At 67.4% G+C, this 25,836-nt stretch carries 19 protein-coding genes; 6 read left to right on the plus strand and 13 right to left on the minus strand.

The genetic code is table 11. The features are described 5' to 3' along the window. Window positions 1–3,877, plus strand: a 3,877-nt coding sequence (locus VGV37_RS10875; RefSeq protein WP_326879686.1) for a hypothetical protein, incomplete at its 5' end; no start/stop codon positions are given. 28 nt (window positions 3,878–3,905) lie between these two features. After that, window positions 3,906–7,052 (plus strand): CHAT domain-containing protein, encoded by a 3,147-nt coding sequence (locus tag VGV37_RS10880; RefSeq protein WP_326879687.1) that lies wholly within the window; start codon window positions 3,906–3,908, stop codon window positions 7,050–7,052. A gap of 10 nt (window positions 7,053–7,062) precedes the next feature. Here the strand turns inward: VGV37_RS10880 and VGV37_RS10885 are convergent, their stop codons facing one another. Continuing rightward, complete coding sequence (locus tag VGV37_RS10885; RefSeq protein ID WP_326879688.1) at window positions 7,063–8,352, minus strand: tetratricopeptide repeat protein; 1,290 nt, start codon at window positions 8,350–8,352, stop codon at window positions 7,063–7,065. A 284-nt stretch (window positions 8,353–8,636) separates the two neighbouring features. Here VGV37_RS10885 and VGV37_RS10890 point away from each other — a divergent pair, with 284 nt between their 5' ends. The 4 genes from VGV37_RS10890 to VGV37_RS10905 all read left to right on the plus strand — a co-directional run bounded on the left by VGV37_RS10890 (window position 8,637) and on the right by VGV37_RS10905 (window position 12,253). Then, window positions 8,637–10,655 carry a type VI secretion system Vgr family protein gene (locus VGV37_RS10890; protein WP_326879689.1) on the plus strand — a complete coding sequence of 673 codons (2,019 nt, stop codon included), beginning with the start codon at window positions 8,637–8,639 and terminating at the stop codon, window positions 10,653–10,655. A 28-nt stretch (window positions 10,656–10,683) separates the two neighbouring features. After that, window positions 10,684–11,268: a DUF6931 family protein gene (locus VGV37_RS10895; RefSeq protein WP_326879690.1), complete on the plus strand. Its 585-nt coding sequence runs from the start codon at window positions 10,684–10,686 to the stop codon at window positions 11,266–11,268. A gap of 26 nt (window positions 11,269–11,294) precedes the next feature. Next, complete coding sequence (locus tag VGV37_RS10900) at window positions 11,295–11,585, plus strand: PAAR domain-containing protein (protein ID WP_326879691.1); 291 nt, start codon at window positions 11,295–11,297, stop codon at window positions 11,583–11,585. A gap of 113 nt (window positions 11,586–11,698) precedes the next feature. Continuing rightward, entirely contained in the window at window positions 11,699–12,253 is a 555-nt protein-coding gene (locus VGV37_RS10905) for an OmpA family protein (RefSeq protein WP_326879692.1), read from the plus strand. A gap of 18 nt (window positions 12,254–12,271) precedes the next feature. Here the strand turns inward: VGV37_RS10905 and VGV37_RS10910 are convergent, their stop codons facing one another. From VGV37_RS10910 to gtdA, 12 genes are all read right to left on the minus strand, one after another. Then, the gene (locus tag VGV37_RS10910; RefSeq protein ID WP_326879693.1) at window positions 12,272–14,326 is read right to left on the minus strand and encodes a serine/threonine-protein kinase; all 2,055 of its coding nucleotides are present in this window, start codon (window positions 14,324–14,326) and stop codon (window positions 12,272–12,274) included. A 115-nt stretch (window positions 14,327–14,441) separates the two neighbouring features. After that, window positions 14,442–15,095: a GDSL-type esterase/lipase family protein gene (locus tag VGV37_RS10915; RefSeq protein WP_326879694.1), complete on the minus strand. Its 654-nt coding sequence runs from the start codon at window positions 15,093–15,095 to the stop codon at window positions 14,442–14,444. Between the two features lie 4 nt (window positions 15,096–15,099). Next, window positions 15,100–15,834, minus strand: a complete 735-nt coding sequence (locus tag VGV37_RS10920; RefSeq protein WP_326879695.1) for a class II aldolase/adducin family protein — start codon at window positions 15,832–15,834, stop codon at window positions 15,100–15,102. A gap of 19 nt (window positions 15,835–15,853) precedes the next feature. Continuing rightward, a complete protein-coding gene (locus VGV37_RS10925; protein ID WP_326879696.1) occupies window positions 15,854–17,509 on the minus strand; it encodes a GMC family oxidoreductase in 1,656 nt (551 codons plus the stop codon). Then, the gene (locus VGV37_RS10930; RefSeq protein ID WP_326879698.1) at window positions 17,510–18,988 is read right to left on the minus strand and encodes an aldehyde dehydrogenase family protein; all 1,479 of its coding nucleotides are present in this window, start codon (window positions 18,986–18,988) and stop codon (window positions 17,510–17,512) included. A 182-nt stretch (window positions 18,989–19,170) separates the two neighbouring features. Beyond that, the gene (locus tag VGV37_RS10935; RefSeq protein ID WP_326879699.1) at window positions 19,171–20,178 is read right to left on the minus strand and encodes a TRAP transporter substrate-binding protein; all 1,008 of its coding nucleotides are present in this window, start codon (window positions 20,176–20,178) and stop codon (window positions 19,171–19,173) included. Between the two features lie 28 nt (window positions 20,179–20,206). Beyond that, window positions 20,207–21,484, minus strand: a complete 1,278-nt coding sequence (locus tag VGV37_RS10940; RefSeq protein ID WP_326879700.1) for a TRAP transporter large permease — start codon at window positions 21,482–21,484, stop codon at window positions 20,207–20,209. Further along, a complete protein-coding gene (locus VGV37_RS10945; protein ID WP_326879701.1) occupies window positions 21,481–22,014 on the minus strand; it encodes a TRAP transporter small permease in 534 nt (177 codons plus the stop codon). Before VGV37_RS10945 ends, VGV37_RS10940 begins: the two co-directional genes overlap by 4 nt. Before the next feature lie 44 nt (window positions 22,015–22,058). Beyond that, the gene (locus VGV37_RS10950) at window positions 22,059–23,243 is read right to left on the minus strand and encodes a 3-hydroxybenzoate 6-monooxygenase (protein WP_326879702.1); all 1,185 of its coding nucleotides are present in this window, start codon (window positions 23,241–23,243) and stop codon (window positions 22,059–22,061) included. A gap of 27 nt (window positions 23,244–23,270) precedes the next feature. Continuing rightward, entirely contained in the window at window positions 23,271–23,924 is a 654-nt protein-coding gene (gene maiA / locus VGV37_RS10955; RefSeq protein WP_326879703.1) for a maleylacetoacetate isomerase, read from the minus strand. A gap of 7 nt (window positions 23,925–23,931) precedes the next feature. After that, window positions 23,932–24,636 (minus strand): fumarylacetoacetate hydrolase family protein, encoded by a 705-nt coding sequence (locus VGV37_RS10960; protein WP_326879704.1) that lies wholly within the window; start codon window positions 24,634–24,636, stop codon window positions 23,932–23,934. Between the two features lie 47 nt (window positions 24,637–24,683). Next, window positions 24,684–25,730 (minus strand): gentisate 1,2-dioxygenase, encoded by a 1,047-nt coding sequence (gene gtdA, locus VGV37_RS10965; RefSeq protein WP_326879705.1) that lies wholly within the window; start codon window positions 25,728–25,730, stop codon window positions 24,684–24,686. Window positions 25,731–25,836: the final 106 nt, after the last annotated feature.

Consider the following 25,836-nt stretch of genomic DNA (forward strand, 5'->3'; position numbering starts at 1 on the left):
CAATCAATTGCACTTCGGTGCCGTGACGCTGGGCGGTGCGACGACGCTCGATGCCGGGTCGGGTGCCTTGACCCTGGGGGCCGTCACCGGCAGCCACACCCTCGCCCTGCTGGGCTCGGGCGGCGCCACGATCGCGTCGGCCGATCTGGGGACGGGTAGCCTGGATCTGACCGGCGTTACGGGCGGGGCCGTCATCTTCTCCGGGCCGCTGACTGCCCAGGGCCTGACCACGTCGACGGCACCCTACGATGTGGCGCTCGATGGCGGCGGAACCATCACAAATGCCGTCAACTTCACGAACGGCGGCTCGGTCACGATCAATGGCGTCGATTTTCTGGGCGGCTTCAGCACGACCAATCTCGGCGGCACGCTGTTCCTGCTTGGAACCATTACCGGCCACGGCGGCAACGTGACGGTCGGTGCCGCCACGCTGGCCGGGGCGACGACGTTCAATGCGGGTGGCGGATCGATCTCGCTCGGGCCGATCACCACCACCGGCACCGGCCAGAACCTGAGCCTGCAAGGCGCCGGCGGCGCCACGATTGCTTCGGCCAACCTCGGCACCGGCGCGCTCGACCTGACCGGCGTCACGGCCGGCGACGTCACGATCAGCGGCGCGCTGGTCGCGGGATCGCTGACGACGCCGAACACGACGGCCAATCTGGCGCTCAATGGCGGCGGCACGGTTGCGGGCGCGGTGACCTTCTCGAACACCGGCAGCTTGACCATCGCGAACGGCTTCACCTTCGCCGGCGGCGTGACGGCGACGGCCCCCTCGGTGAAAAACGTCCAGGGCACCATCGCGTCGAACGGCGGCATGCTCGATTTCGGGACGAGCTCGGTCGTGCTCGATGGCACGACCGTGTTCAATGCCGGCGCGGGCTCGCTGACCTTGGGCGCGACGACGGTCGCGGGCAGCGGGCAGAGCCTGTCGTTGCAAGGAGCGGGCGGTGTCACCATCGCGTCCGCCAATCTGGGCAGCGGAACGCTCGACCTGACCGGCATCACCGGCGGCACGGGCGCCGTGACCGGCGCGCTCGTCGCGGGTGCGCTCGTCACCGGCACCGGTGCGTACAATCTGGCGCTCGAGGATGGCGGCAGCGTGACCAATGCGGTCGCCTTCACCAATGCGGGCACGCTCTCGATCGCGCAGGGTTTCGGCTTCACCGGCGGTGTGGATACGACCGGCGTCGGCGGGCCGGTGACTTTGTCCGGGACCTTGTCGGCGTCGACCGGCGCCATGACCTTCGGGGCCGCGACGCTCGGCGGCGACACGGCGCTGGACACGGCCAACCAGGCTGTCAGTTTCGCCGGCGCCATCGCCGGCGCCGGCCATGGCCTGTCGATCGAGACCGGCACTGGGGCCGTGAGTTTGGGCGCCCCGGCGTCGAACCTGGCCGCCCTGACGATCCGCGGCGGGCCGGTCGGTCTGGCATCGGTCTCGACCGCCGGCGCGTTGACCGTGACGTCCAGCGGGACGATCGCCGAGGGAGCATCCAGCGCGATCACCTCGGCGGGCGCCGTCCTGTCGGCCGCCGGTGCGATCACGCTCGCCGGCCATGCCAATGATCTGACCGACGAGCCAGGCACCAGCCTGACCGCGAGCGGCACGACGATCACCGTTCAGAACGGGTCGGCGCTCACGCTCGGAACGATCGCCGCGTCCGGGGCGCTATCGGTCACGGCTGGCGGCGATCTGACCCAGGCGACCGGATCGAGCGTCACCGCGGCCGGCACCACGCTGGCATCGACGGGCAACATCGTCCTGACCAATGCGAGCAATCATTTCGATGCCGGCGGCGGCACCAGCCTGTCGGCGAGCGGTGCCGTCGTCCAGCTGCGCGATGCGGGCGCGCTCGCGCTCGGTACCGTTGCGGCCGCGAGCAGTCTCTCCGTCACCGCCGGCGGCGCCCTGACCGAGATCGCCGGCGCCACCCTCACGACGCCCAGCCTGACCGCGGCGGCAGAAGGGGGCATCGCGCTCGATCAGGCGAATGCCATCGGCAGCCTTGCCGGCCTCACCAATGTCGGCGGCGACGTTTCCGTGACGAATGCCGCGAATTTGACGGTCGCCGGCGCCATCGACGCCGGTGTCGGCCGGCTGAGTTTGACCGTCGAAGGCGCAGGCCGCGACCTCACCCTTGCCGCAGCGCTCACCGCCGGCACTGAGGTCGTGCTGACGGCCGGCGGCGACATCACGCAGAGCGCCGGCGCGATCACGACGGCGCTGCTGAGCGGCAGTGCCGCCGGCACGGTCGCGCTGAACCAGGCCAACCGGGTCGCGACCCTCGCCGATTTCGCCAATACCGGGACCGGGGGCACCGGTTTCACCGATGCGCAGGCCCTGAGCGTCGGCGGCACCGTGAACGGTGGTTCCGGCACCTTGGCGCTGACGACGGTCGGGGCCGGCAGCGACCTCACGCTCGCCGGCAATACCATCGCCGGCACGACGCTGGCGCTCAATTCGGCCGGCCGCATCATGCAGACCGGCGGTCTGGTCGATCCACCGGTGTTGACCGGCTCGGCGGTCGGCGGCGTCAGCCTGACCAATGTCGAGGCGGCTTCGATCAGTTCCTTCACCAATGTCGGCGGGGGCGGCATCACGATCGCCAACCAGGGTTCGCTCGCGGTGACCGGACCGATCGATGCCGGCAGCGGCGACCTGTCGCTCGCGACGGCCGGGGCGGGCGCCAACCTCACCTTGGCGGCCAACCTGTCAGCGGGCGCCACCTTGTCGCTCGTGTCGTCCGGCACGATCCAGCAGACCGGCGGCCAGTTCATTGCGACGACCCTGACCGGCTCGTCCGCGGGTGGGGCCAGCTTCGGCCAGGCGAACCAGATCCAGACGCTGGGCACCTTCGCCAACCAGGGCGGCGGCGGTCTGCTGCTCGCGACGACGGGGCCGTTGAACGTCGCGGGAGCGATCGATGCCGGCAGCGGCGACCTGACGTTCACGACCGGCGGCAGCCTGTCCATCGCCGCGCCCTTGTCGAGCGGCGGGACGGTCGCGTTGCGCAGCGGCGGAACCATCACGGCGGCCGGCGCGGTCGCTGCGGCCCAATTGACGGCGAGTTCGATCGGTGGCGCCAGCTTCACCGGTGCCAACCGCATCGCGGCGATCAACAATCTGCAGAACAGCGGCGGCGGAGCGCTCGTTGTCGACGACGGAGCCGCGCTCCGCGTGACGGGGATCGTTGCCAACGACGGCGGCAACGTCACGATCGACAGCACAAGCGCCATGACCCTGAGCGGCGTACAGGTTCGCGGCCGGACGGTGGCGTTCATCTCCGGCGGCAGCATTTCCGACCAGGGCGGATCGTTCGCGGCGACCGACCGGCTGCTGATGAGCCTGCGCGGCAGCTTCACCCAGACCGGCACGATGTCGGTCCAGTCGCCGCTGACCATCATCGATGCCACCGGCCAGGCGCCGTCGACCGACCTGCAATTGGCGCTGCAACTGCCCAAGACCCTGGTCACCGCGGCTGGTCCAGGTGTGCTGAGCGGCGATGTCACGCTCGCCAATCTTTCGGCCCCGCAGTCGACACTGCTGGTCAGCCTCGGCCGGGGCAAGCTCGTCGGCGTGATCGACATCAACCAGCTCGCCATCAATGGGGCCGGGGGATCGGCCAGCCTCAGCGGCCGCCTGCACGGCCTGGACGGCCAGGCCGCAGCCCAGCTCGGCGCCAAGTCGGGCGAGCGCGATAACGCCTATCGCTTCAACGGCTGCGCCATCGGCAATCCGAGCTGCGTCGTGTTGCCGTTGCTGGTGCCGACCGTGCCGCAACAGATCGAGACCATTCAATTGTCGAAGGCGCGGCAGGATTTCGACGATCCGACGCTGGAGCGGCTCGACTATGGCAACGAGGATGAAGATTGAGCGCCGCGCCATGCCCCGGATGCACGCCATGACCGGCGCCCGCCGCCTCATCCGGTTTTCCGCCGGCGCGCTCGTTTCGCTGGGCCTGATGCTGTCGGCCTGCGATCAGCTGCCGCCCGACGCCATCGCGTCCGCAACCGCCGGATCGGTCAAGCTGGTGGCGAAGCCGGCCGGCAAGAATGCGGTCGGCGAGGTCTGCACCTACCAGCCGGGCAATGCCAGCGAGCTCGGTACCTCGATCGCCGCCTACGAGGTGCGCTGCGGCACCTGGGTGCAGCCGAGCGGCAAGCTGTTCCAGTTGAACGGTGCCGGCGCGGATGCGACCCGGTTCGCGTCCGAGGGGCCTTGGCGCACCTATATCGATCAGCAGAGCGATTGCCAGGCACCGCAATCGGTCCGCATCCTCGATGGCATTTCCGCCGCCGTGATGCGCTGCACCAAGCACAGCGGCGGCTGGCCCCATGTCGCCATGGCCGCCGTCGTCGACGGTTCGCTCTATGCCATGGATGGCGTGCCATCCGCCGAGCCGGCTCTCGAAGCGACGGTCGCGGCATTGACCGGCCGCCGCGTACCGGACCGGGATTCGGCCCAGTCGTCCCGCGAGGGCTTGGCGGCGCTGCTGGGGGGGCAGGCGTTCGGCAGCGGCGATCTCGATCGCTACTATGGCCTGATGCGGCTTGGCGCCGAACAGAACGCCGTCGATAATTTCGTCGGGGCCGAGGACGCGCTGCGCGACGCGCTGGCGGTTCAGCAGCGCGTGCTGGGCGCCAACAACCCGGGCCTGGGCGTCACCCAGATCAATCTGGCGCTGCAGATCAGCAACCAGAACCGGTTCGACGAGGCGGACGGCTGGTTCGCCCAGGCCGCACGCCTGAACGCCCGCACGCCCAATTCGCTGTTCCAGGCGCGCTATGATTTCTACCTAGGCCTGCATCTCCTGAACCAGACCAAGTTCGAGGAGGCGCAAGCCTCGCTGGCGCGAGCGGAGCGTGAATTCGCCGCCTATGTGCCGACGGGATTGAAGGATGCCGCCATGCGCGGGTCGGTTTCGGGGCAGTCCGGCCTGGCGGACCTCGGCGATTCGCTGCTGATCGATCCCGATGCACAGCTGGCGATCAGCGGCCTCGCGGCGGTGTGGCGCACGCAGGCCCTGGTCGATTACCAGCAGAACCAGCCGGAAGAGGCGGTTCTGCGCGCCCAGCGCAGCCGCAGGCTCGCCGAATTGGGCGGCAACAACCAGCCCGGCTTCGTGCCGCGAACCCTGCTCGTCGTGGGGTTGGGCGAGTCCAAGGCGGGGCGCGGTGGCGATTCGAGCGATACGTTCCGCGAATCGGCGGAGCTGTTCACCAAGGCCTTGCCGAACACGCGGCCGACCGCGATCGCCTATTTTCTGACGGGGCGCACGCTCGCCCGCAACGGCGAGCGCGAGAGCGCGCTCGCGAGCTTCCGCGAAGGCGCCCGTATCGTGCGGCAGCGTCGCCTGGGTATGCCCGAGCCCCTGGTCTCGCCTTACCTCGACACCCTGTACGACGCGGCCAAGGCCGATCCTGCGAAGGCGGTCGATCTTTACGCCGAGATGTTCGAAGCGGCGCAGATGACCCAGAGCAGCTTGACGGCGCAGTATATCGCCAAGGCTGCCGCCCGCCTCGCCGCGGGCGACCAGAAGGTCAGCAGCGCGCTGCGCCGGCTGCAGCAGATCGATCTGGAACTGAAGCAGCTGTTCGCCGATCGCGACACAGCAGCCCAGCAGAAGAGCGGCGATGCCGATGCGGCGGAAAACCTGAAGAAGGCGGACGCGGCGATCGCCGATGCGCTGAAGCGCCGCGCAGATGCCGAGTCCGCGGCTCAGGCGGCGGCTCCGGCCTATGGTCAGCTGCTTCAGACCGGCACCGCGGTCAAGACCGTGCAGGAGCTGCTGCGGCCCCAGGAAGCGCTCATCACCTTCTTCGCCGGTACCGAGCGGAGCTACGGCTTCGTCGTGCAGCACAGCGCGATCAACGGCTTCGAAGTGGCGCTGACGCGCCGCCAGACGGTGGAAATGGTCACGGCACTGCGCACCAGCGCCCAGCTGGATGTGAGCGGTGCGGACGTCAAGATCCCGGCGTTCGATCTGACCGGTGCCCATACGCTCTATGCCGATCTGTTGAAGCCGGCGGAGCCGCTGCTCAAGGACACGAAGGAACTGGTGATCGCGCCCAGCGTGCCGCTGCTCAGCCTGCCCTTCGAAATGCTGGTCACGGCGCCGGGCGTCTCGGTCGCCGATGGCGACTACGGCAAGGTGCCATTCCTGATCCGCCGGTTCGAGGTGAGCTACGTGCCGGCGGTGCAGACCTTCGTCGATCTGCGCCACATCAAATCGGCCTCGAACGCCGACCGGCCCTTCCTGGGATTCGGCGATTTCCGGCCCTCGACCCACGACCAGCTGGCAGCGAGCTTTCCGGCCGACCGCTGCAAGACCGACCTGGAAGGCGTGTCGTCGCTTGGCCCGCTGCCGGGGACGCATGACGAGATCCTGTCGGTCGGGCAATTGCTGGGCGCCCGTCCGGACGAGATGATCCTGGGCGCCGACTTCACCAAGGATCGGTTCCTCAGCTACGACCTGAGGCACTATCGGGTCGTGCATCTGGCAACCCATGCGTTGCTGCCGTCCGAGCTGCATTGCCGAACCGAGCCGTCGATCCTGATGTCCAATCCGCCCAATGCACCGGACGCGACGGGCGCGTTCCTGGGCGTGGACGAGGTGCTGAAGCTGCAGCTGGATGCCGATCTCGTCATCCTGTCGGCCTGCAACACCGCGGGCCCGAGCGGCAGTGGTGCCGCCGAAAGCCTGTCGGGCCTGGCGCGGGCGTTCTTCTTTGCCGGCACACGCGGCCTGCTCGTCACCCATTGGTCGGTCGAGGATAATTCGGCGAAGCTGATCGTCACCCATACGATGGCATCGCTCAGCGGCGGCATCCGCCGGGCCGATACCTCGACGGCATTGCGTGCCGCGAAGCTCGAGATGCTCGACGGCGACAATGGACGCTACGGCAAGCTGTTCACCCACCCCTTCGCCTGGGCGCCGTTCGTGCTGATCGGCGATGGCGCCCGCGTCGGCTCGGATGCGCCGGCCGCACCCGCGCAAGGCGTTCCGGTTGCCCAGGCGGCGGTCGGGACGGCATCGGCCCTGCCGTAGCGCTGTTGGATCAGGTCGCCGGTTTTTGGGCGATCACGATCCAGCCGATGGCGGGCGTGCCGCGCTCGAGCCGCAGGATGCCGGTCTCCAGGCGGGCGATCGTGAGGCCGGCGGCCGCGAGCGCCTCGACCACATAGGGTCGCGTATGGGCGTAGCGGCCGTTGTATTGCAGGGTGAAGGATGGGATCGGGCCATCTTCCTCCAGGCGTTCGAGCGAGAAGGCCAGCGTCCCGCCCGGCTCCAGCGCCTGCGCCGCCACCGGCAGCACCGCGGACAGGTCGCCGAAATAGATGAGCGTATCAGCGGAAAAGATCAGGTCGTAGGTGGCGTGGCGGGCGGCGAGGAACGTCGTGAGTTCCGCTTCCTCCAACCCGTCGTAACCGCGGCCGCGCCGGGCCTGCTCGATCATGCCGCCCGACAGGTCGACCCCGGTCAATTCCCGCGCGAACGGGCGCAGCAGCTCGCCCCAGCGGCCGGTGCCGCAGCCGGCGTCGAGGACCCGCAAATCGCCCTGCGGCTCGCCTATCACCCCACGCATCGCCGTCTCGATCAACCGGGGCGCGTTGTAGTCGAGTTTTGCCAGATGGCTGTCGAAGCTCGCGGCATAGCCGTCGAACAGATGCTTGATGTACTGGTCGGCCGCGCGCGGCGCCACGCCGGTGCCGGTCAATGCCGACAGGATGTGGCGCGCCGCCGGATGGTTGGGTTCGCGCGACAGCCAGGCGCTCAGCGTCGCGATCGCTTCGGTGGGCGTGTGGCTCAGAACATATTGCGCCTGGGCCATCGCCTCGAACGCGTGGGACTGGCCGGGATCGAGCGTGACGGCGGCCTTGAAGGCGGAGAAGGCCTGGAGCATCAGACCGCGCCGGCGCAGCAACAGACCCAGATTGAAATGAAATTCCGCGCGGCGCGGCGCGATCGCGATGGCCTGCTCCAAAGCCGCTTCGGCGTCCTCCGGCCGGCCCAGTAACCCCAGCACCAAGCCCAGGTTGTTGTAGCCGTCGGCGAAATCGGGGCGCAGCTTCAGCGTCGTCCGATAGGCCGATTCGGCTTCGTTCCACGCCGACATTTCCAGATGGATGTTGCCGAGGTTGTTCAACGCCTCGATATTGTCGGGCGCGCGTTCGATGGCGCGGCGCACCAGGTCGAGCGCGGCCGCGTCGTCGCCCTGGTGATGGCGCAGGACACCAAAAAAATGGAGCGCGCCGACATGATCGGGATCTTCTGCTAGGATGGCCCGATAACCGGCCTCCGCGCCCTCGAACGCGCCTTCTCGATGCAGGGCCACGGCCGACCGCAACGCATTCTCCGAACCGGACACTCGCGCACCTCACCAATCTCTACCGAGGCCTAAATTCCCGATGGGCTCAATTCAGCGTAGAACCAGAATTTCCGACGGGCACGTCCGAAGCCATCATAAGCAGCGGCTGGGATGGTGCCAACCGGCTCCTTGATTTGCGAAGAATCTCGTCCTTCGTCCAGCAAGACTCCGCTCGGCGGCGGCGGATAAATCCGCTAATTTTACGATAGTGCGATTAGAGGCCAGTAAAAATGCCCATGAGCCAGTCTGAGCGACAATTCTCGGTGACGTCCACCCTCGGTGACGATGTCCTGCTGCTCCAGCGCATGTCCGGGATGGAGCAGATGAGCGGCCTGTTCGAATTCACGCTCGACCTGCTCAGCACCAACCATTCGATCACCGCCAAAGACCTGCTGGGCACGAGCCTTACGGTGTCGGTCGATCTCCAGGACTTGACCACCCGTTATTTCAACGGGCTCGCAGTGCGGTTCGCCCATACCGGCGGAAACACGACGCTCTCATCCTATCGGGTGACGCTGCGCCCGTGGCTGTGGTTCCTGACGCGCTGGGCCGATTGCCGGATCTTCCAGGACTTGGCGGTACCCGACATCATCCTGAAAATATTCCGGGATGCCGGCTTCACCGACATCACCAACTCGCTGTCCAAGACCTATTCGCCGCGCGACTATTGCGTGCAGTACCGCGAAACGAGTTTCGATTTCGTCAGCCGGCTCATGGAATCGGAAGGCATCTATTATTACTTCACCCATGACACCGGCAAGCACACGCTCGTGCTGGCCGATGGATATGGCGCGCACAGCACGGCGCCCAGCTACGACTCGGTACCCTATTATCCGCCCGACGAATCGGGGCGCAGGGTCGTGGAATGCCTGGACGATCTGTCGATTTCGAACGAGATCCGCAGCGGGCAATACACCCAGCGGGACTATAATTTCCAAAGCCCGAGCCTGGATCTGACGTCGACCTACAAGAACGCGCTGCCTTACGCCCATGCCGACGGTGAAATCTATGATTATCCGGGCGGCTACATGGCAATGGCCGACGGCGATCCGCTGTCCCGGGTCCATCTCGAGGAACTGGAGTCCCAGTACGAGCTGTATCATGGCCATGGCGACGCGCGAGGGCTGGGCGTCGGCCGACTGTTCACGCTGACCGATCATCCGGTCGACACCTATAACCAGGAATATCTCATCACCGCGTCGAGCTATACGGCCAGCGCCGCTGCCTACACGACCGGCGAAGGAGCGGAAGATGCCTTCGCCTGCTCGATCACGGCCACCAAGGGCGATCTGGCGTTCCGGCCGTCGCGCGCGACGCCGCGCGCCGTGATGCGCGGGCCGCAGACCGCCCTCGTGGTCGGCAAGTCGGGTGAAGAGATCTGGACCGACAGCTTCGGCCGCATCAAGGTCCAGTTCTATTGGGACCGCCTGGGCAAGAAGGACGAGAACAGCTCGTGCTGGCTGCGCGTCTCTCAGCTCTGGGCCGGCGCCTCCTGGGGCGCGATGTTCCTGCCGCGCATCGGGCAGGAGGTGATTGTCGATTTCCTGGAAGGCGACCCGGACCGGCCGATCGTCACGGGACGCGTCTACAACGGCACCAACACGGTGCCCTACGCCTTGCCCGCCAACCAGACCCAGTCGACCATCAAGAGCAATTCGAGCAAGGGCGGCGGCGGTTCGAACGAGATGCGCTTCGAGGACAAGAAGGGTTCCGAAGAGGTCTATATGCATGCCCAGAAGGACTTCAACACGGTCGTCGAAAACGACGATAGTTTGAAGGTGGGGCATGACCAGACCATCGACATCAAGAACAACCGGACCGAAGTGGTCGAAGAGGGCGACGAGACGATCACCGTCAAGCAAGGCAACCGGGCGGTCACGATCAAGACCGGCGACGAGACCCTTACGGTCGAAACCGGCAACAGGAAGACGCAGGTCAATACCGGCAACAACACCCTGACGGTCGATACGGGAAACAACAGCACGACGGTCACGACGGGCAACAACAGCCTGACGGTTTCCACGGGCAACAACACCACGAAGGTCTCGACCGGCAATTACACGATCGACGTCGGCACCGGGAAGATGTCGATCACGGCTACCGCGGCGATCGAACTCACCTGCGGCGGCAGCTCGATCAAGATCGAGCCGACCCAGATCACGATTTCGAGCGTCATGATCAAGGTCGACGGCTCGGCGCAGACCGAAGTGTCCGGTGCCATGACCAAGGTCGCCGGGAGCGGCATGCTGCAGCTCCAGGGCGGCATCACGATGATCGGCTGACCGTCGGCGGCAGCGAGGGAGGAAGCACGTGTCAGAGCCATTCAAGAAGGTGACGGTCCCGGTGGCGGAGATTTGCAAGGGATTGGCGCTGACGCCGGAAGCGAAGGCGCTGGAGACGCCGGGCGCCGCGGCGCCGGCGCTGTTCGACGCATTGGTGTCGCAAGGTCTCTATGCCGATGCGATCCGCTTCCTGGCGCGCGGCTTGCCCAAGCGGGAATCGGTCTGGTGGGCCTGCCTCTGCGCCCGCGACCGGCTGCCGGACGATGCTTCGCCCGAAATCCTGGCGGCACTGAAGGCGGCGGAGGATTGGGTCTATAAGCCGACCGAGGAAAACCGGCGCACCGCCATGGCCAAGGCCGAGGTCGCGAAATTCGAGACGCCGTCGGCCTGGGCAGCCGTGGGCGCGTTCTGGTCGGGCGGCAGCATGTCGCCGCCGGGCAATCCGGTCGTGCCGCCGGGCGAACATCTGACCGGGCTCGCCGTGGCCGGATCGATCATGCTGGCCGCGGCCCAGATCGAGCCCCAGAACGCGAACCAGCGGTATCAGGAATTCCTGGCCTATGGCGCCAACATCGCCCGCGGCGGCCGCGGGCGCGACGCGGCGACCGCGTGACGGCGGCCGACAGGGAGGGATGAACAATGGGTCAACCGGCGGCACGAGCGGGCGACATGCATGTCTGTCCCATGCTCACCGTGCTCGTTCCCCATGTGGGCGGTCCAATTCTGCCGCCAGGCGCGCCGACCGTGCTGATCGGCGGCATGCCTGCGGCCCGGCTGGGCGACATGTGCACCTGCGTCGGGCCACCGGACGTGATCGCGATGGGGGCGCCGACCGTGCTGATCGGTGGCATGCCGGCGGCCCGGATGGGCGATCCGACGGCCCATGGCGGTGTGATCGTCCTGGGCCAGCCGACCGTGCTGATCGGCTGATCTCCTTCGTCGGTGATAGAGATCACAAGCCCATTCCAGTAAGATCGTGATAAGAGACGCACGGATATGCAGGGGCCGTCGGGCCTCAGGTTTTTGACCGAAGGGGATCGTTCATGGCTCCGAGTTTCAATCGGCTGTCGGCCTTGGCCGCGCTCAGTGTTCTGGTGGCGGTCGGCTACAACGGCGCTGCCTGGGCCCAGGCCAATACGACCAAGTGCAGCGGCTCGCTCAACGCGACGCAGATCGTCGATTGTCTGAAGACGTCGCAGCCGGTGACGCGCGGCCTGCGCGTCAGCAACGCACCGGCCGCACCGCCCGAAGCATCGGCCGGGGCCAATCTCAAGGTCGAGTTCGGATTCAACTCGGTGTCATTGACTCCCCAGGCCACGGCGGCGCTCGACAATCTGGGCCACGCGCTGGTCGATCCCTCGCTGAAGGACGCGAGCTTCCAGATCGCCGGTCATACTGACGCGGTCGGTTCGGACGATGCCAACCTGGCGCTGTCGACGCGCCGGGCGGCGGCGGTCAAGAACTACATCGTCGCCAAATACGGCATCGACCAGTCGCGCCTGAAGACGATCGGCTATGGTAAGACGCAATTGCTGGACCCGGCCAATCCGAACAGCGGCGTCAATCGCCGCGTCCAGGTCACGATCGCCGCCGAATAATCCGGACCGGACGCAGCCTCACGGCTGCGTCTCGAAGAAGCTGTAGCTGCTGTCGACACCGGGGCCGGTGCGACGCAGCGCCGCCTCGAGCGCGTCGCTATATTGATCGTAGGCTTCCTGCTCGGGTCTCGGCCGATCGAACAGCGGCTTGGGCGAGACGAAGGTCACGATCATGTTCGACCCGAACGGCTCGCTGACCTCATAGATCTTTTCGTTGGCCTTGGGCGTCGGCGATGCCGTACCGAGCGTGACGCGCGTGCCGGCTTTGACCAGAGCCGCGGGCTTGCCCGGCAGCGGCTGCATATGGACCACGCTGCCGGTATTGTCGATGTAGTCCACATAGAGATAGCCGTCCCGGTCGCCGGTTCGGGCGTTCAGCACCAGCTTGTCGCCATTGTGGTAGATCTTCGAGGACCGGTTGAACTCGACCGCCGGCGCGCCGGCGGTCGTGGTCGTGTCGAGCGATTGGACGATGCTGCAGAACGGCCGCTCGAACACCTTGACCCCATCGGCCGCGATCTCGGCGCCGCGCAGGCCGACCAGGCTCGCCCGCAGGCCCGACAGGTCGAGCTGGCTGCTGACGAAACCCGTGACATTGCCCTTGAGGTCGTTGCCCAGCGAGACGGTTAGATGGGCGCATTGATAGGCCGACGTCACCTGCTGGGCGGCGGCCAGGATGTCCTCGCGGCGCGGCACCGGACCGGCCGCCGCCGTGGCGGTCTGGGTCGGCGATTGCGGGGTCGGCGACGACACTTCTGCCGCGACCGGGGGGGGCGTCACTTTTGGGGTCGCATCGGGAACGACGACCGGCTTGACCGTGGCGACGGTCGGCACGGCCTCCGGCGCGGGGCGCAGGAAATACCAGCCGGCGCCTGCGGCGGCGGCGAAGGAGATCACGGCGACGGCCGCGATCGGCAGCGCCGAGCTGCGCTTGGCGGTGGCGATCTCCACCGGTTTCGGCGGCGGCACGGGGGCCGTTTTCGTCGTGCCAGCCGGTTCCGGTGCCGGAAAGTCGAAATCGGGCGGCGGTTCCTGGGTGATGACCGGCCGGGTCGGCGCCGGGACGCCGGCCAGCAGGTCACGCATCGACTGCGGCCGGTCTTCCGGGTTCGGCTCCAGCAGCGGGGCGATGACCGGGCGCAGTTCCTCGGGGACCTGGCTCAGGTCCGGCACCGCGCGCCGTGCCTCGATGACCGAAATCGGCGAATTGCCCATCGGCAATGGTCGGCCGATCACGGCCGCGGCCAGGACCAGGCCCAGGCTGTAGATGTCAGAGCGCCCGTCGACCTTGCCGCCGTAGAGTCCCAACTGCTCCGGCGAGACCCAGGAATATTTGCCGGCAAAATCCTGGCCGACCACGGTGCGATCGCCGGGCTCGGTCGATTTGGCGATGCCGAAATCGATGATCTTGGCCTGGTCGGCGCGGTCTTCGACCAGGATGATGTTGTCGGGCGAGATGTCGCGGTGATAGATGCCCTTCTCGTGGGCGGCGGCCAGCCCGCGCGCGATGCGGTCACGCAACTGCAGCAGCTCGGCGGTCGACAGGCGGCGCTGGGTCATGACCTGGGCCAGCGACGGGCCGTCGACGAATTCCATGACCAGGTAGCGCAGGCCGTTCTCATCGAGGAACAGGCCCTCGTAGCCTACGACCGCGTCGTCGCGCACCCGGCGCAGCTTGCGCGCCTCTTCCTGGAACAGCGAGATGAAGCGGGCTTCGCTGGCGAGCGCCGGCAGGATGACCTTGATCGCGTGCTGGCTGCCCAGCTCGGTATGGCGCGCGCGATAGACCTCGCCCATGCCGCCGCGCGCCAGCAGCGCCTCGATCTCGTAGGTATGGGCCAGGATGGCGCCGGTCGTGATCGAGGCCAGGCTCGGCGCGATCTTGGGCGCCGGACTGGGGGCGCTCGTCGCGGCGACGCTCGCCGCCGGTGGGGGCGTAGGCTCGGCCGCCGCCGCCGTCTGGGCCGCGACGATGGCAGAAGGCTGCGGCGCGAAGATCCGCGTCGCTTCCTCGTCGTCGGCACTTTTCGGTGCGGGCAGGTCGTTTCCTGGTGGGTTGGTCAGACCTGACATAAAGTCTCGCAAAGGCGGATTTCGGAAACCGACCGGAATGTACAAGAAAATCGATCGGACGTGATCGACATTCGGCCGCAACGGCCGCTCTCAGGCACCTTCCTGATGGAATCGACTATAGGGGCTCGGCACCGCTTTCGATAGGGGCGCTGCCCACATCGCGCAAAGTCCCGTCATTTTGGAACCAGTCGCGCCAGCCGGACCAGGCCGACACGGTCCGCGCGAACTCGACGTAGCCAGCCGCACCGGGGTGGGCACCGTCGCCCGATGCCACCTCGCTCATCCAGATGTCCGACCGCAGCAGGGGCGTGAAGCTGTCGAGATAGGGGATGCCGAGCCGTACGCAGAGCGTCGAGAGGGCGCCGGACAGCGCCTCGACGCGGCCGTTGACCGACGGCTCGGCGATCGGCGGCGGCCCGATGAACAGGGTCGGCTTCCACCCGGCCGCGGCGGTCAGGACGGCCTCCGCATGTTCGAGCGTCAGCGGCAGTGGCAGGCGCGGGCGCCCATTCTCCAGGGTGCAGTCGTTCACGCCGAACGAAAAGACCAGGCGCCCGTCGACCATGTCGGGCAGCCGCGCCACCGCCTCGCCGGACCAGCGCGCCCGCAGGTCCGCGCTGGTATTGCGGCGAATTCCCAGATTGTAGCAGGTCAGTTCGGCGCCCCGTCGACGTTCCTCGGCACAAATCCGCCCGACCCAGCCGAGCCCGTCCGGATCTGCCGTGCCATTGACGAAACTGTCGCCGAAGAAGCAGAGGCGCCGGTCCACGGCTCTACTTCGTGCGTGCCGCGCGGGCCGCCGCCTTCCAGAACTGCCAGGGCCGCTCGATTTCCTTTTCGATGGCCAGCGCCGCATTGGCTTCTTCCAGCGACAGGTACTCGACCGGACCCAGCCGCAGCGCATCGGCGACCAGCTTCGCGTTCACCTCAGTGTAGACCGCGCGGTAGACCGCCTGCTTCAGGGTCGGGCCGACCACGGTCGAGCCGTGGCCGCGCATCAGCACCGCATTCGACGAACCCAGGCTGTCGGCGAGCGCCTTGCCCAGGTGCTGGTCGCGGATCAGCAGGTCGGTCGCAGGCCCTCCGGCATCGCGGATCTCGAAGATGTCGGCGCCGTGGCCGAGGAAGCCGCACATGTGGCAGGCCGGCTTGAAGCGGACGCTCTTGACGATGCTGAACGGCACGACCGACGGGGAATGGCTGTGCACGATCGCCATCACGTCGGGGCGCGCGCGATAGATCTCGCCATGGATGAAGCGTTCCAGGTAGACGCGCCGGTCCTCGCCGTTCAACGCCTTGCCGTCCAGGTCGAACTCGACGATGTCACCGACTTCCACACTGCCCGGCGCCATGTTGCGCGCCAGCAGGAAATGATCGGAGCGCCTGTCGTCGCGTGCGCTGACATGGCCGAAGGCGTCGACGACGCCCTCGTTAAACAGGATGTGGTTGGCGTCGACCAGGTCCTGCAACAGCTCGGGGCTGGCGTTCACTAGGGGGGATGCACTCATGTTCGGTCTCCGGCAGGCATCAGGAAGGGATCGGGTAGGCGGGGGGCAGGTTCGAACGGCCACGCAGATCGTCGGCGATCTTCTCGGCCATCATCAGGATCGGCGCGTTGGTCGGCCCGCGGGTGACGCGCGGCAGGGCGGAGCCGTCGATCACCCGCAGGCCGTCGAGGCCGCGCACGCGCATCCGCCCGTCCAGCACGGCGCTCTCGTCATCGTCGGCGCCCATCTTACAGGTGCCGACCGGATGGTGCAGCGTGATCGCGGTGCGCCGGACGAAGGCGTCGATCTCGGCATCGCTGGTCTGGCCGGCGCCCGGCGCCAATTCCTCGGCGATGAAGGGTTGCAGCGGCGCCTGGGCGCCGATCTCGCGCATGCGGCGGACCATGGCGCGGATCGTTCGGCGGTCGTGGTCGGTCGCCAGGAAATTCTGCCGGATCACGGCCGGCTTGGTCGGGTCGGTCGAGGCGAGGCCGACGGTGCCACGGCTCTCGGGTTGCAGCATCACACCCTTGATGCCGAACGCGTCGGTATAGGCCTTCACGAAGGGTTCGAGGTGCGGACCGGCATTCATCGGGCCGGCGGCCAGGATGAATTGCGCGTCCGGCAAGGTCGCCTCGGGCAGGCTGCGGACCAGGCCGACGGCGGCGGCCGGGATGCGGCTGGACAGGCCGCCGCTGCCGAACAGGAAGGTGCGCAGCAGATCCACGCCGATCCGGTCGAGGCGTAAGCCCCGATGCAACGGCCCGGGCTCGCGCCGGCGCCAGCGCACGTCGCAGACGATATGATCCTGCAGGTTCCGGCCGACACCGGGCAGGGCGGCCTTGACCGGGATGTCGTGCCGGGCGAGGTCGGCCGGATCACCGATCCCGGACAGCATCAGCAGTTGGGGGGAATTGATCACGCCGCCGCACAGCAGCACGCCCTGTTCGGCGCGCGCGTAATGGGTCTGGCCGCCTTGGCGATAGGCGAGGCCGGTCGCGCGCGCGCCCTCGAACAGCACCTGGGTCGCGAGCGCGCCGGTCCGGAGCGTGACGTTGCCGCGTGCCAGCGCCGGGCGCAGGTAGGCAACAGCGGCGCTGCAGCGAAGGCCCGCGCGCAGGGTCGCCTGCATCGGGCCGAAGCCCTCGGCCTTGGCCCCGTTGTAATCGTCGGTCCGTTCGTGGCCCGCGAGGTCCGTCGCGGCCATGAACGCCTCGATCAGCGGGTCTTCGAAGCGCAGCGTCTCGACGGTCAGCGGCCCGTCGCCGCCGCGCAAGGGCGTTTCGCCCGCCTCCCAGGATTCCGAGCGCTTGAAATAGGGCACCACCCGGTCGTAAGACCAGTCGGGCAACCCCAGATCCTGTGCCCAGTGGTCGTAGTCCTCGGCCATGCCGCGCGCATAGGCCATGCCGTTGATCGAGCTGCAGCCGCCGATCACCTTGCCGCGCGCGCATTCGATGCGCCGGCCATCCATGCCCGGCTCGGGCTCGGTGAAATAGCCCCAGTCGAACAGCCGGTGCTTCAGGATCAGGCCCCAGGTCAGCGGGATCTTGATGATCGGCGAGCGGTCCTGGCCGCCGGCCTCGAGCAGCAGGATGCGCACGTCCGGATCCGCGCCCAGGCGGTGGGCCAGCACGCAGCCGGCCGAGCCCGCGCCGACGATGACATGATCGAGCCGCTCTTCGGCCACCGCCATTCAGGCCGCCGACAGCTTGACGTTGATGTTCTTGACCTGGGTGAACTCCAGCAACTCCTCGAAGCATTCCTCGCGGCCGATGCCGGACTGCTTCACGCCGCCGAACGGAGCGCCCAGGAAATGCTGGCTGGTGTTGTTGATCCAGACGTACCCGGTCTCGATCCGGGCTGCCGCCCGGTGCGCCGTCACCAGGTCGCGCGTCCAGATCGATCCGGTCAGGCCATAGTCGACGGCATTCACCTGGTCGAACAGCGCGTCCTCGTCGTGCCAGCGGAACACCGACATGATCGGGCCGAACACTTCCTCGCGCGCCAGGCGCATGTCGGGCCGCATGTCGGCGAACACCGTCGCCTCGAAGAAGAAGCCGCGCGCCAGCGCCGGGTCGGTCGGCTGCTTACCGCCGCACACGAGCCGTGCGCCCTCGTCGAGCGCGGAGCGGACGAAGCCCTGGACCTTTTCCAGCTGCGCGGCACTGATCAGCGATCCCATGGTCGTCGCGGGATCGGTCGGCAGGCCCGGTTTGTGGCGTTCCGGCACAAGGGCGGCGACGGCATCCAGCACGCGGTCATGGATCGAGGCATGCAGGAACACCCGGCTGGTCGATCCGCAGGATTGCCCGGCCCAGGTGAAATTCATGCCCTGGACGATGCCCTTGACCAGCGCATCGATATCCGCGTCGGGATAGGCAATGAGGGCGTTCTTGCCGCCGAGTTCCAGCAGCACCGGCTTCAGCGAGTCCGACGCGCTGCGCATCACCGCCTTGCCGGTCGGCACGCCGCCGATCAGCGTGATCTTGCGGACCAGCGGGTGCGCCGTCAGCGCCTCGCCGCAGGCTCGGCCGCCGGCCAGGAAATTGACCACGCCGGGCGGGAAGATGCTGCCGATCAGTTCGGCCAGTCGCAGCAACGACAGCGGCGCCTGGTCCGGCGCCTTGACCACGACGGTATTGCCGGCCGCCAAGGGGGCCGCGATGCGCATGGCGGCGAACATCAGCGGATGGTTATAGGCGACGATGCGCGCGATCACGCCCATCGGCTCGCGGACCGTATAGTTGAGGTTCCCGTCGCCCATCGGGATGGTCTCGCCCTTGATCCCGGGCGCGAGCCCGGCGAAATAATCGAGCCCGCCTGCGGCGAAGCGGGCGTCGCCGGCCAGCATGGTCACCGGATTGCCGGTGTCGAGCGCGTCGAGCAGGGCCAGCGCGTCGGCGTGCTGGCGCAGCACGTCGGCTGCCTTGCGCAGCAGCGCGCCGCGCTCCGCCGGCGTGGTCCGTCGCCAGGCCTTGAAGGCGGCATGGGCGGCGCGCACCGCCGCATCCACGTCCTCGGCCTCGGCGATGGGCGCCGCAGCGATCGCCACGCCGGTTGCGGGCGCCACGCTATCGGCATAGCGGCCGGCGAGCGGGGCATGCCAGGCGCCGCCGTAATAGAGATCCCGGTGATCGGGCAGCACGCCCGGGGGAATCGTGAAATCGACCATCGGTGTCTCCTGTCCTGACGTCGGCCTCGTCCGAGGCGTCGACAGCGATCGCCCCAAACGTCATCCCCGGGCCTTGACCTGGGGATCCACGCAGTGCCGCCCGTGGTCGGAGGTTGAGATCCGTTGCCCGGCCGCGGGGATGGCCGGGTCAAGCCCGGCCATGACGAATAATGAGAAATGGCCTACGTGTACTTGGCCGACGTCGTCTTCAGGACTTCGTAGTCGGCGCGCGCGTCGGCGCTGAGGTTGCGCAGCGCGGTCGGCACGACGATGTCGAGGTACTGCTTCGCATCGGCCTCCGGCAGGGTGATGGTCTTGCCGCCATTCTTTTCCCAGGCGGCCTGGGCGTTGGTGACGTCGGTCTCGCCCCAGGTGGCGCCCGCGACGTCGGCCTTGTGCGCCTGCTCGACCACGACCGCCTCGAGCGCGCCCAGCGACTTCATGAAATCGCCGTTCACCAGGCCCAGCATGACGATGAAGGTGCCGGGCAGCAGGGTCAGGCTCTTCGAGATGTCGTAATATTTGAGGGCGGAGAAGATGGTGGTGCCGGCATAGACGCCGTCGATCGTCCCGTTCTGGAACGCTGGCAGCACTTCGCCCAGCGACATGGCGATCGGCGAGGCGCCCAACTCCTTCAACTGGGCGATCAGCAGGGCCGATCCCGGTACGCGGATCTTCATGCCCTTGAAATCGGCGAGTGTCGTGATCGGCTTGCGCGACACGATGCCGACCGGCGAATGCATCATGGCCGTGATCACGGCGACGCCCTTGGGGGCTGCGATCTTGCCCAGGCGCTCGCGCACGGCGGGGTCCGCATAGACCTTGGCGCCCTGGGACATGCTCGTGACCACGCCCGGCACCGACAGTACGGCGAAGCGCGGCTCCAGTCCTTCGTAGATGCCGGATGCGTTGAGGGCGACCTCGACGGTGCCCATCGTGACGCCCTCGACCGTCGTCTCGCCCGAGCCAAGCTGGCTCGCCGGATAGACGTTCGCCTTGATCTTGCCGGCGCTGGCCGACTCGACGCCCTGCTTCAGCAGGTTCAGCCACTCGCTGTCGAGATCGTTCGACGCGGTGGTCGTCAGCTTCATGGTGAAGTCTTCGGCCCAGGCCCGGCCGGCGAGGCCGAGGCTGCCGACGGCGGCGAGCCCGGTGGCGCCCTTGATGAGCAGTCGACGCGAGATATCCATGACCAGTTCCTCCCGATGTTCTTGTTGTTTAGTGGATGAGCCAATGAACGCCGGCGAGCGAGACCGCCGGCACGTAGGTGATGATCGCGAGCCCGACCAGGTAGACGAAGACGAACGGGACGATGCCGCGATAGATCATGTTGAGCGGCAATCGAAGCACGGTCTGGGCGACGAAGATGTTGATGCCGAACGGCGGGTGGAACAGCCCGATGCCCAGGTTGACCGTGAAGATGATGCCGAAATGCACCGGATCGACGCCCAGCGCCTTGACCAGCGGGACGAGCAGGGGCGTCAAAAGCAGGATGGCCGAGATGCCGTCCATGAACGAGCCGACCAGCAGCAGCAGAACGTTGATCGCCAGCAGCATGCTCCAGAGCGGCAGATGCATGCCGGTCAGCCATTCGGTCAGCGCCGACGGGATCTGGTTGACCGTCAGCACCCAGCCGAACAGCACCGCGCACGCGACGATGACCAGGATCTGACCGGTGAAGATGGCGGTCGATTGCGCGCAGTCGAAGATGTCGCGCCAGCCCAATTCGCGATAGATCAGCATCGGCACGCCGGCGGCATAGACGCAGGCGACGGCCGCGGCCTCTGTCGGCGTGAACACGCCGCCATAGATGCCGCCGAAGATGATGACCGGGGCGCCCAACGCCGTGATGCCGCGTGCCGCCGCCCGGCCCAGTTCGCCGAAATCGAACGCCTTCTCGCCGCCGATGCCGTTGCGCCAGCAGAACCAGACGACATAGGAGCACAGCAGCACGGTCAGCAGCAGGGCCGGCACGATGCCGGCGGCATAGAGGCGCGGCACGGATTCCTGCGCCGCCGTGCCGTAGACCAGCAGTGGGATGCTGGGCGGGATCACCACGTCGATGGCGCCCATCGAGGTCAGCAGTCCGGCCGAGAAGCGCATGGGATAGCCGGCCTTCATCAGCGCCGGCAGCATGGCCCGGCCGATGGTCGCGACCGAGGCGGCGCTCAGGCCCGACATCGCGCCGAACAAAGCCGAGGAACAGACAGTGGTAACCCCCAGCCCGCCCGGAATCCGGCCGACGCCGGCATTGACGAAATTGACCAGCCGCTGGGCGACCGAACCGCGTCCCATCAGTTCGCCGGTGAAGATGAAGAACGGCACGGCCAGCAGGGTATAGGCGTTGACCGCACCGAACAGGGTCTGGTGCAGCACCGACAGCGGGATGTGCATGAACAGCAGCAGGGCCGCCATGACCGCCGTCAGCAGCACCAGGAAGATCGGGAATCCCAGCAGCAGCAGGGCGACCGGCAGGACGCCGAGGACCAGGCTCATGGCGTGGCCTCTTCACCCGGCGTCGAGGCAGGGAGCGGCGTCGGCGCCGCATCGTCGCGGGTGAACAGGCGGACCAGGCCGACGAACGTCATCAAGGTGAAGGCGATCGCCAGTACGCTGTGCGGAATCCACATCGGGATATGGGCATTCTCGCTATGGGTGCCGATCCGGAACATCTTGGTGGTGTAGGTCCAGGACACCCAGGTCATCAGGCCGCAGACCGCGATCGCCAGCAGCGCCTCGGCGCCATTGACCACGCGGCGGACCGCCGGCGAGAAATGGCGGGTCAGCACGTCCATGCGCAGGTGGCGGCGCCGGATGTGGGCGACCAGGCCGCCGAGGAACGCCATGCTGATCATCAGGTAGATCTGGAATTCGTCGGCGCCGGTGATCGCGTGGTTGAAGCCGTATCGGGCTACGACATTCACCACGTTTACGATGACGGCCACGATCAGCGCTGCGCCCAGCAACCGGCTGAACAGCGTGGCGATCCCGGACAGGGCGCCTTGCGGCGGCGGTGTGCCTAACATTCTTCCTGGTGCCTCCCGTCGAACTTCTTTTTATCGCCCTTGCGTCAGCCGAGGCAGCGCTCGGCGCTCCAGCCATAGAGCCATTGCAGCGAATCGTAGAATTGCGGCTGGGTCCGTCCGACCCAAAGCGAATTGCGTACCAGCCGTTCGACGCCATGGGCGTGGTAGATCCGCCCCATCTCGCGCGCCGACAACAACACCCGCGCGGCGCGGGGGATGCGCACGGCCTCGTAGCGCCGGAACGCCGCCTCGAAATCGAAATCGCTTTCGGTGATCGCAGCACCCAGCGTCACCGCATCCTCCAGCGCCATGCAGGCGCCTTGGGCGATATATTGCGTCATCGGATGGGCGGCGTCGCCCAGCACGGTCGCGCGGCCCTTGCTCCAGAACGGCACAGGATCGCGATCGGCCGTCGCCCAGCGGCGCCAGGATTTCGGCCGGTCGAGCATCTGGTGCGGCTTCGGATGCACGCCCTGGAAATAGGACAGCACCTCGTCCTTGCTGCCGTCGCGCACGCCCCAGGTTTCCTGCTCGCGGCTGTGGAAGGTGACGACCAGGTTATATTGCTGGCCGCCGCGCAGCGGGTAATGGACCAGATGGCAGTTCGGCCCGGCCCAGACCACCGGCGCGTTCATCCGCAGCTCTTGCGGCATGTCGGCCAGATCGACGACCGCGCGATAGACCACGTGTCCGGTCACCCGTGCCTCGTCGCCGATCAGGGTCTGGCGGATCGCCGACTTGACGCCATCGCAGCCGATGACCGCGTCGGCGCGATGGCGCTCGCCGCGCGCGTCGGTCACGGTCGCCCCGCCGTCGTCGATCTCCAGGCTCTCGACCAGGGTCGAGGTGCGGAAGTGGATCAGCGGATGGTCGCGCACGGCCTCCAGGATCGATAGGTGGATGTCGGCGCGGTGGATGACGCCATAAGGATTGCCGAAGCGCTCCCGGAACGGCGCGCCGACGTCGATCGAGGCGACCTCGTTGGCATCGACCGCATCCATCAGGGTCAACCGGTCGATGAACACGGCGCGCGACCGGGCGGCAGCGCCCACGCCCAGCCCGTCGAGTGCAGCAAACGCGTTGGGACCGAGCTGGATGCCCGCGCCGATCTCGCCGATCGTGGCGGCCTGCTCCAGCAGCTCGACCGCGACGCCGAGGCGGGCCAGCACCAGCGCCGCGGCGAGACCGCCGATGCCGCCGCCGACCACGATGACCTTGCGTTCACTCATGCGAGCCTCCTTGTCTCAGCTGCGCCACTATCCGACAAAGTCCGGCTGGCGGCCGGGGGCCGCGGCAGCGAACGCCGGCTGTGCCGCGGCATGGCGATAGATCGCCATGGTCGCGGGATAGGCGTTGAAGCTGCAGCCCATGCGTTCCGCGTTGGCGATCTGCGGCACCAGGCAGCAATCGGCAAGCGTCGGCGCCGCGCCGAAGCAGAACGGTCCTTCGCCGGAGCGCACGAGCAGCCGCTCGACCGCGGCCAACCCCTCGCCGATCCAATGGCGGTACCATTCGTCCTTCTGCACCGCGGTCACGCCCAGCCTATCCTGCAGGTATTTCAGGATGCGCAGGTTGTTGACCGGATGGATGTCGCACGCGATCAGGTTCGATAGTTCCAGCACGCGGGCGCGCAGCACCGGCGCGTCCGGGATCAGGCGCGGTTCGGGATAGCGCCGGTCGAGATAGTCGATGATCGCCAGTGATTGCCCGAGCGTGCCGAGTTCGTCGTGCGCGTCGGGGACGAGCGCCGGCACGACGGCCGAGGGGTTGACCTCCGCGACATAGGCCGGGTCACGATGGCCGCCGACACGGATGTTGATGGGGCTGTAGTCGTAGCCGAGCCCTTTCAGGGCGAGTGCGATGCGCACCCGGTACGAGGTCGAGCTGTTGAAGAAACTGTAGAGCTGCATGACCGCCTCAGCGCGTGACGACCCGGGCCGAGATCGTGCCGAGCCCATCGACGCCCACGACGATCAGGTCACCGGCCACGACCGCGCCGACCCCTTCCGGCGTGCCGGTATAGATGAGGTCGCCCGGCTCCAGCCGGAAATAGCGCGACAGGTCGGCGATGGTCTCGGGCACCGACCAGATCAGGTGGCTGACGTTGCTGTCCTGCTTCCTGGTGTCGTTGACGGTCAGCCAGATGCCGGCCTCCGCCATGCCGTCGACCGTGCCGGCGGGATGGAGCGGGCCGATCGGCGCCGAGCTGTCGAACGCCTTGCCGATTTCCCAGGGCCGGCCCTTTTCGCGCATGCCGATCTGCAGGTCGCGGCGGGTCATGTCGAGCCCGACCGCATAGCCCCAGACATGGTCCAGCGCCTGCTCGACCGGGATATTGGCGCCGCCGGTGCCGATGGCGACGACCAGCTCGGCCTCGTAATGATAGTTCGCGGTGAGCGACGGGTAGGGCAGGTCGAGCACCGCGCCCTCGGCGACCGGCATCACCGCATCGGCCGGCTTGCAGAAATAGAACGGCGGATCGCGGTCGGGATCGAAACCCATTTCTCGGGCATGGGCGGCGTAGTTGCGGCCGACGCAATAGACCCGGCGTACCGGGAACAGGTCGGCGGTCCCGGTGACCGGCAGGAGAACGGGCTTGGGCGCGGCGATGACGAGGGACATGGCGGATCCGGAACTGGAAGTGAAAGGCGTTGCAGTGGCGAGGGCGGTCAGACCCGCTCTTCGCGCAGCAGGTTGAGCGCGGCCTGCACCGGGCGATCGGAGAAGCTGAACAGCACCGCGTCGTCGGTCGAGGCGAGCTGGACCGGCGCCCAGGACGGCACGACGAAGATGTCGCGCGGCCCGAACGGGAATTGCGCATCGCCGATCCGGACGGTGCCATGGCCCTCGACCGTGCAGAACACGGTGGCATCGGTGCTGCGGTAGGTGCGCCCGCGGAAGCCGGCCGGCAGCAGCTGCATGAAGGTCGCCATGGTCGGCATCGGCCAGCCGCCGGTCGAAGGATTGACGTAGCGCAGCTTGACGCCGTCCCAGCCGTCGATATCGCCGTGACGATAGAGCTGGTCGAGCGCCTCGCGGGTCCGCGCATAGGGATAGCTGAAGATCGGCGAGGTCGGATCCTCCACCCGATGGCGGACCGGTGCCATGTTGTGGCCGAAGCGGGCGAAGCTGTCGCCCTCGGGCCGGACCACCGGCTGGACCGCTTCTGGATAATTCTCGGCGAAACCGGCATCGAGGCTACGGATCAGCGGAATATCGAGCCCGTCCATCCAGATCACCGGCTCGCCGCCATCGATCTCGGCCGCATTGCCATGGTCGTGCCAGGTCCAGGACGGCGTGATGATGAAATCGCCCGGATGCATCGCCGTGCGCTCGCCATTGACCGCTGTCCAGGCGCTCTCGCCCTCGACGACGAAGCGTAGGGCCGACTGGGTATGGCGATGGCTGGGCGCGATCTCGCCGGGCAGGATCAGCTGCAGGCCGGCATAGAGCGTCGAGGTGATGCTCGAGGTGCCGGCGAGCCCCGGGTTTTCCAGGATCAGCACACGGCGCACTGCCTCTTCGGCGGTGATCAGGTCGCCGGCCTGGAGGACGAGCGAGCGGATTTCGTCGTATTTCCAGATCGCCGGAACGCAATGGGGCTGCGGCTGCTTGGGGACCAGGTTGTGCAGGGATTCCCACAGCGGGGCCAGATGGCTATGGCCGATCTGCTCGTAATAGGTCGCGCGTTGCTGGGGCGCTGTGGCGACGCTCATGCTGGTCCTCCCTCGCGGATGGCGGTGCGACGCCTCAGGCGCCTGTTGTTGCGATCACCTTCCGCTTTCAGTCATGTTATTAGAAATGATGATTCGATCTGATCCA

The organism is Aliidongia sp. (assembly GCF_035943795.1).
GTDB lineage: Bacteria > Pseudomonadota > Alphaproteobacteria > ATCC43930 > CGMCC-115725 > Aliidongia.

Bases quoted from the DNA above. Each gene is read 5' to 3' on its own strand.
- VGV37_RS10880 (WP_326879687.1), top strand. From the start codon at position 3,906: ATGACCGGCGCCCGCCGCCTCATCCGGTTTTCCGCCGGCGCGCTCGTT.
- VGV37_RS10900 (WP_326879691.1), top strand. From the start codon at position 11,295: ATGGGTCAACCGGCGGCACGAGCGGGCGACATGCATGTCTGTCCCATG.
- VGV37_RS10905 (WP_326879692.1), top strand. From the start codon at position 11,699: ATGGCTCCGAGTTTCAATCGGCTGTCGGCCTTGGCCGCGCTCAGTGTT.
- VGV37_RS10910 (WP_326879693.1), bottom strand. From the start codon at position 14,326: ATGTCAGGTCTGACCAACCCACCAGGAAACGACCTGCCCGCACCGAAA.
- VGV37_RS10920 (WP_326879695.1), bottom strand. From the start codon at position 15,834: ATGAGTGCATCCCCCCTAGTGAACGCCAGCCCCGAGCTGTTGCAGGAC.
- VGV37_RS10925 (WP_326879696.1), bottom strand. From the start codon at position 17,509: ATGGCGGTGGCCGAAGAGCGGCTCGATCATGTCATCGTCGGCGCGGGC.
- VGV37_RS10930 (WP_326879698.1), bottom strand. From the start codon at position 18,988: ATGGTCGATTTCACGATTCCCCCGGGCGTGCTGCCCGATCACCGGGAT.
- VGV37_RS10935 (WP_326879699.1), bottom strand. From the start codon at position 20,178: ATGGATATCTCGCGTCGACTGCTCATCAAGGGCGCCACCGGGCTCGCC.
- VGV37_RS10940 (WP_326879700.1), bottom strand. From the start codon at position 21,484: ATGAGCCTGGTCCTCGGCGTCCTGCCGGTCGCCCTGCTGCTGCTGGGA.
- VGV37_RS10945 (WP_326879701.1), bottom strand. From the start codon at position 22,014: ATGTTAGGCACACCGCCGCCGCAAGGCGCCCTGTCCGGGATCGCCACG.
- VGV37_RS10950 (WP_326879702.1), bottom strand. From the start codon at position 23,243: ATGAGTGAACGCAAGGTCATCGTGGTCGGCGGCGGCATCGGCGGTCTC.
- maiA (WP_326879703.1), bottom strand. From the start codon at position 23,924: ATGCAGCTCTACAGTTTCTTCAACAGCTCGACCTCGTACCGGGTGCGC.
- VGV37_RS10960 (WP_326879704.1), bottom strand. From the start codon at position 24,636: ATGTCCCTCGTCATCGCCGCGCCCAAGCCCGTTCTCCTGCCGGTCACC.
- gtdA (WP_326879705.1), bottom strand. From the start codon at position 25,730: ATGAGCGTCGCCACAGCGCCCCAGCAACGCGCGACCTATTACGAGCAG.